Raw genomic sequence first — 6,265 nt, forward strand, 5'->3', positions numbered from 1 at the left:
GCATTCCAATGTAGGAGCTGCCGCAGGCTGCGATCTTTTTACAGGCCGCGCAAATCCCGCTCTTCGATCGGCCGGCTCTGGCGCAGGCGTTTGCCGCCCAACACCACCCAGTCGATCAGACGGAACAGGCACTCGATGCCGAACGACAGCAGCAGCGCGCCGCTCATGCCCCAGATCATCGCTTCCGGGGTCAGCAGGATCTGGTAGCTGTAGCCATTCCAGGTTTCCTTGCGAATGTCCGGATCGGCGGCCAGCACCACTTGCAGGAAGCGGATGTACCACGGCCCTTGCATCGCCTGGAACTGTTTATCCAGCGCCACCTGACGGGTCAGCAGGTTGCTGAGGCTGTCGGCATCACTGCGAAAGATCGGGTCTTCGCTGGCGCGGTAATGGGCCACCAATGCCTGCATATCACCCTTGAAAAACTGATTGGCGGTGTTCTGGAACCCGCTCAAACCGGTTTGCGCCTCAATCAGATGCGCTTCGATCCGCTTGGCGTAATCGTTGATGAACCCCGGCACCTGGACACCGATCAACAGGCCCGCCGCGAATAACACCAGCCGTAGATAACTGAGCAACATGGGGAGCAGATCCTTATTCGGTCATGCCCTGGCTGACGCATTCACCGCGTCGCCACAGGCTCCATTGGCCCGGTTCGTAACGGGTCCAGGTTTCGTTTTCGGTCAGGGGTTCGGTGGCGATCACGGTGACCACGTCGTTGGGCGTGGTTTCGGCCTGGAAGTCGACGATCACATCGACGTCCTTCAAGCGCGCCGGGCCGAACGGGGCGCGACGGGTAATCTGCGCCAGTTTGGTCGAGCAGTAGCAGAACAACCAGTCGCCATCGCTGAGCAAGCAGTTGAACACGCCTTTGTTGCGGTATTCGGCGCAGGCAGCGACCAGATCCGGCAGCAGCTCTTCGACCTCGACCGGCTCGGGAAACGCCGCACGTACACGGTTGAGCAAATCGCAAAATGCCGCTTCGCTGTCGGTATCGCCAACCGGGCGATAGAAACTGGCCTTCGGCTGAAAGTCGGCCAATTGGCCGTTATGGGCGAAACACCAATTGCGCCCCCACAACTCTCGGACGAACGGATGGGTGTTGGACAGGCAGACCTTGCCGACGTTGGCCTGGCGAATGTGCCCGATCACCACTTCGCTCTTGATCGGATAACGCTGCACCAGGTTCGCGACTTCGGACTCGCAGCTCGCCGCCGGGTCCTGGAACAGTCGCAGCCCGCGACCTTCATAGAAAGCAATGCCCCAGCCATCACGGTGCGGGCCGGTGCGGCCACCGCGCTGCATCAGCCCGGTGAAGCTGAACACGATATCGGTCGGGACATTGGCGCTCATGCCCAATAACTCACACATGCTCGGACTCTCGCTCAATGGCAGGGGGCAAGGTTACAGACGAGGTTCGACCCGCATGCGCTGGGGATTGCTCGGCAAAGGCGGACGGCCGTAGCGATCATCGCCGGCACCGCCGAACGGATGATCTTCCTCCGGTTCGTCGGCACGGGCGGCGGCCTTGGCGGCGGCAGCCTGCTCCTTGCGGGCATTCGCGGCGCGCTCGATGGGGAAGCGAATCGCCACGATCACAAGGTAAATGCCGAATGCGATCATGCCGTACATGAACAGATCGGAAATCGCTCGCCACGCGTTATTGCCGACCTTGAACAACAGGTCAAGTGCGGTAATGGCAATGGCCGGGGCGACCTTTTCCTTTACCGGGTCAATGATGGTCGGGCTGAACAGCAGCACCGCCATCAGCAACCGCAGCGGCTCACGCAGCCAACGCCACATCCAGCGGGTAATGCGCATCCACACCAACAGGCAGCCCAAAGCGGCAAAGGCGTAGAGGCCCCAAGCGATCAGATAGTCGTTCTCGGTCATGGTGTCCATGGCAAGGCAGGCAAAGAGGCGCTTATGATAACGGCTTTTCGCCCGTCAGGCTGCCCCGCTGACGGCGTCGCCTATTTCGAATACTGTCCGAGAGCCATTCATGTCCTTATCCGCGAACGCCAACATGCCCCCGATCGCCCACAAGGCCGAAGGTTCCGACCCGTATGCCTGGCTGCAGGAGCGCGACACCGCTGCGGTGCTCGACTACCTCAAGGCTGAAAACAGCTATCAGGAAGCACAAACCGCCGATCAGGCCGGTCTGCGTGAAACCCTGTTCGAGGAAATCAAAGGCCGGATTCTCGAAACCGACCTGTCCCTGCCTTCGCCGTGGGGCCCGTATCTGTATTACACGCGCACCACGGCGGGCGACGAATACGCCCGCCATTACCGTTGCCCGCGTCCGGTCGACGACAGCCTGACCCTCGATGAAAGCCAGGAACAACTGCTGCTGGACCCGAACGTGCTGGCCAATGGCGGCTTCTTTTCCCTGGGCGCGTTCAGTATCAGCCCGGACCACCAACGTCTGGCCTACAGCATCGATTCCACAGGTGATGAGATCTACACGCTGTTCGTGAAGGAATTGTCCGACGGTCGTGTCAGTGAACTGGAATTCCAGGACTGCGACGGCAGCATGACCTGGGCCAATGACAGCCTGACGCTGTTCTTCGGCGAACTGGACGACACCCATCGCCCGCACAAGCTGTACCGCTATCGTCTGGACGGCACCGCGGCCGAGGAAGTGTTCCATGAGCCCGACGGTCGCTTCTTCATGCATTGCTATCGCGCCAGCTCCGAGCAGCAACTATTGCTATCCGTGGGTAGCAAGACCACCAGCGAAGTCTGGGTGCTCGACGCCAACCAGCCGCAACAAGCCTTTACCTGTATTGCGCCACGGGTCGAAGACCATGAGTACGACGTCGACCACGGCGCCCTCGACGGCCAATGGACCTGGTTCATCCGCACCAACCGCGACGGCATCAACTTCGCCCTGTACACCGCCGTCGATACCGGCTCTGCGCCGATCGAAGCCGATTGGCAGAACCTGATCCCCCACAGCGATACAGTGATGATCGATGGCATGAGCCTGAACGCCGGCGCCATGACGCTGAGCTTGCGCGAAGGTGGCCTGCCGATCATCGAAGTCCATCCGCAAGATCTGCCGAGCTACCGGGTGCAATTGCCGGACGCGGCCTACAGCCTGCATGTGCAAAACAGTCTGGAATTCGTCAGCGAGCGGATTCGCCTGCGTTATGAAGCGTTGAACCGTCCGGCGCAGATCCGTCAACTGCAACTGAGCAACGGCGAACAGCAAGTGCTCAAGCAAACCCCGGTGCTCGGCCCGTTCGACGCCGACGCCTACGTCAGCCAGCGCCTGTGGGCCACCGCGCCTGACGGCACGCAGGTGCCGATCAGCCTGGTGGTCAAACGCGAAGCCCTCGGCAAACCGGTGCCGCTGTATCTGTACGGCTACGGCGCCTATGGCGAAAGTCTTGATCCGTGGTTCTCCCACGCACGCTTGAGCCTGCTCGATCGCGGCATGGCGTTTGCCATTGCACACGTGCGTGGCGGCGGCGAGCTGGGCGAAGCCTGGTATCGCGCGGGCAAGCAGGAGCACAAGCACAACACCTTCAGCGACTTCATCGCCTGTGCCGAACACTTGATCGCCAATGGTATCACCACCGCGCCACAATTGGCGATCAGTGGTGGCAGTGCCGGTGGCCTGTTGATCGGCGCGGTGCTCAACCAACGGCCAGAGTTGTTCGGCGCGGCGATTGCCGAAGTGCCGTTCGTCGACGTGCTCAATACCATGCTCGACCCGGAGTTGCCGCTGACCGTCACCGAATACGACGAGTGGGGTAATCCTGAAGAACCCGACGTCTATGAGCGGCTCAAGGCTTACGCCCCGTACGAAAACGTTACGGCACAAGCCTATCCGGCCACGCTGGTCATCGCCGGCTACAACGACAGCCGCGTGCAGTACTGGGAAGCGGCCAAGTGGGTGGCGAAATTGCGCGCGACCAAAACCGACACCAATCCCCTGCTGCTCAAGACCGAACTGGGCGCTGGGCATGGCGGGATGAGCGGTCGATATCAGGGATTGCGTGACGTTGCACTCGAATACGCATTTTTGTTCAAGGTTTTGCGGATTGCCTGAGGAACTTGATCCGATGAACCGGTCTTAATTCCGTACATCGGGAGCCGATACAACAACGTCCCCTGTAGGAGCACAGCTTGCTCGCGATGAGGCCGCCACATTCAATATCAATTTTGACTGAATCGCCGCCATCGCCAGCAAGCTGTGCTCCTACAGGGCAATGCCAAACTCGGAAACAGACACAACAAAAAAGACCGCAAAAAAATGTCAGAACCGACCTTACTCAATAACGAAATCCGCGACTGGCTGATGGACTGCGGCCTGTTCAACCAGCTATTGCCGGCAGATTTTGCCGCCGCTTCGGGCTATTTCAGCATCAGCACCATTGCCCAGGGCGAACAGATTTTCCAGGAGGGCGATGCCGGCAGTTTCATGTGCATCATCCACACCGGCCAAGTAGCGGTACAAAAATCCACCGCCGACGGACAACGGGTGACCATCGCTACCCTGCGCAGTGGCCGTTCATTCGGTGAAATGGCCGTGCTCGACGGCGAACGTCGCTCGGCCAGTTGCGTGGCGGCGAGCAACTGCCAGTTGCTCAACCTCGGCAAGGACTCACTGGAAAAGATGCTCAACGACGCCCCGAAAATCGCCGCCAAGATCATCCGCGCCCTCGCCGTCTCCCTGTCCAAGCGCTTGCGCATGGCCGACGGGCAACTGCTATCGCAACAGGTCTAACCGCCGGGTGACTTGACCTTCGGCGGATTCTGCTCGATCCCCGGCACCGGCTGATCCTTGGTCGGCGGGCTCGGTCTCTCGATAGGCACCAACGGCGGACCGCCACTGCCCGGGCCGACTTTCGGCATGGGCGCGGGAGTGATTTGCGGATACGGCGTGGGGGTTGCGGTGCCGGGCGAACCGGGCATCGGCGCGGGACTGACGGGCGAAGTCTGTAGCGTCTGGGCCTGCACTGCAGTAATCGAGAGCGCGGCCAGGGCAATGACCGTTAGAATGGTGCGCTTCATCAATGGCTCCGTTGGCCTTGTTGTCATTTGCAGGCTACTCCCAACTGCGTCCGTTTGCCTTCCCCTGTGCTGCCAATTTTCTTCAAGTGAGCCCCATGAAACGTTTCGTTCTGCTCGATACCGCCCCTATTCCCGAAAACGGCGGTGCCCTTTGCCTGTTCGAGTACGGCGAGGATTTCGTCATCAAGATCCAGGGCGGCGACGGCGGGCAACTGATGAACACGCGCATGCACGGTTCCGAAGATGCCCTGGCCGAGATCCCCTGCCGCAAGGTCGCCGGTCGGCCGAATTCGCGGGTGTTGATCGGTGGACTGGGCATGGGTTTCACCCTCGCCTCGGCGCTCAAGCACCTGGGCAAGAACGCTGAAGTGGTGGTTGCCGAGCTGGTCCCCGGCGTCGTGGAATGGAACCGTGGGCCGTTGGGCGAGAAGGCCGGAAACCCGCTCCTGGACCCGCGCACGGTGATCCGCCTGGAAGACGTGGCCAAAGTGCTGCAAGCCGAGCCGCAAGGCTTCGACGCGATCATGCTCGACGTCGACAATGGCCCCGAAGGCCTGACCCAGCGAGCCAACAGCTGGCTCTACTCCGCTGGCGGCCTGAGTGCCTGCGCCAAGGCCCTGCGGCCAAAAGGCGTGCTGGCGGTCTGGTCGGCCAGCGCGGACCGGCAGTTTTCCGACAAACTGAAAAAAGCCGGGTTCAAGGCCGAGGAAGTGCAAGTCTTCGCCCACGGCAACAAGGGCACCCGCCACACCATCTGGATTGCCGAGAAGCTCAAGGGCTGAGCTAAACTGCGTTTATACCGTCATTAGTCATTTAACAAAGGTGAACCCATGAGTTCGTCCACCCCAACCAACACGTCGAAGCTGGACCGCATCCTCGCCGACAACCAGCGCGACAAGGAAATGGGCTACCGCGACAAGGCCCTGAAGATGTACCCGCACGTGTGCGGCCGCTGCGCCCGTGAATTCTCCGGCAAGCGCCTGAGCGAACTGACCGTGCACCACCGCGACCACAACCACGACAACAACCCGCAGGACGGTTCGAACTGGGAGCTGTTGTGCCTGTATTGCCACGACAACGAACACTCGCGCTACACCGACCAGCAGTATTTCGGCGAAGGCTCGCTGAGCACGCCGAAAATCGCCAAGGCGACGCATAACCCGTTTGCCGCGTTGGCCGGGTTGATGAAGAAAGAAGATTAAAAGCAAAGATCGCAGCCTGCGGCAGCTCCTACATTGGGACG

Annotated in this window: 8 protein-coding genes; 4 read left to right on the forward strand and 4 right to left on the reverse strand. The window is 60.7% G+C overall.

Translation table 11 applies throughout. The features are described from left to right. Nucleotides 1-38 precede the first annotated feature (38 nt). From ACW9JC_RS27965 to ACW9JC_RS27975, 3 genes are read right to left on the reverse strand one after another with little or no spacing between them, the layout of a single operon-like run. Nucleotides 39-581 carry a DUF2937 family protein gene (locus tag ACW9JC_RS27965; protein WP_416128673.1) on the reverse strand — a complete coding sequence of 181 codons (543 nt, stop codon included), beginning with the start codon at nucleotides 579-581 and terminating at the stop codon, nucleotides 39-41. A 13-nt stretch (nucleotides 582-594) separates the two neighbouring features. After that, nucleotides 595-1,371 (reverse strand): class II glutamine amidotransferase, encoded by a 777-nt coding sequence (locus ACW9JC_RS27970; RefSeq protein ID WP_448106710.1) that lies wholly within the window; start codon nucleotides 1,369-1,371, stop codon nucleotides 595-597. A 33-nt stretch (nucleotides 1,372-1,404) separates the two neighbouring features. Further along, on the reverse strand, nucleotides 1,405-1,902 hold the full coding sequence (locus ACW9JC_RS27975; RefSeq protein WP_457459083.1) for an MFS transporter: 498 nt from the start codon (nucleotides 1,900-1,902) through the stop codon (nucleotides 1,405-1,407). Between the two features lie 100 nt (nucleotides 1,903-2,002). On the opposite strand from ACW9JC_RS27975, the gene ACW9JC_RS27980 reads away from it, so the two are divergent. Both ACW9JC_RS27980 and ACW9JC_RS27985 read left to right on the forward strand, forming a co-directional pair. After that, complete coding sequence (locus ACW9JC_RS27980; protein WP_457459085.1) at nucleotides 2,003-4,057, forward strand: S9 family peptidase; 2,055 nt, start codon at nucleotides 2,003-2,005, stop codon at nucleotides 4,055-4,057. A gap of 204 nt (nucleotides 4,058-4,261) precedes the next feature. After that, nucleotides 4,262-4,735: a cyclic nucleotide-binding domain-containing protein gene (locus ACW9JC_RS27985; protein WP_338585244.1), complete on the forward strand. Its 474-nt coding sequence runs from the start codon at nucleotides 4,262-4,264 to the stop codon at nucleotides 4,733-4,735. Here ACW9JC_RS27985 and ACW9JC_RS27990 read toward each other — a convergent pair. After that, entirely contained in the window at nucleotides 4,732-5,022 is a 291-nt protein-coding gene (locus tag ACW9JC_RS27990; RefSeq protein ID WP_338585243.1) for a hypothetical protein, read from the reverse strand. The two genes, ACW9JC_RS27985 and ACW9JC_RS27990, sit on opposite strands and share 4 nt — an antisense overlap. A gap of 95 nt (nucleotides 5,023-5,117) precedes the next feature. Here ACW9JC_RS27990 and ACW9JC_RS27995 point away from each other — a divergent pair, with 95 nt between their 5' ends. Both ACW9JC_RS27995 and ACW9JC_RS28000 read left to right on the forward strand, forming a co-directional pair. Further along, nucleotides 5,118-5,804 (forward strand): spermidine synthase, encoded by a 687-nt coding sequence (locus ACW9JC_RS27995; RefSeq protein WP_457459087.1) that lies wholly within the window; start codon nucleotides 5,118-5,120, stop codon nucleotides 5,802-5,804. Nucleotides 5,805-5,852: 48 nt separating this feature from the next. Further along, nucleotides 5,853-6,224 carry a YajD family HNH nuclease gene (locus ACW9JC_RS28000; protein WP_007944009.1) on the forward strand — a complete coding sequence of 124 codons (372 nt, stop codon included), beginning with the start codon at nucleotides 5,853-5,855 and terminating at the stop codon, nucleotides 6,222-6,224. Nucleotides 6,225-6,265 lie beyond the last annotated feature (41 nt).

Source organism: Pseudomonas sp. SDO5591_S426, assembly GCF_054070755.1.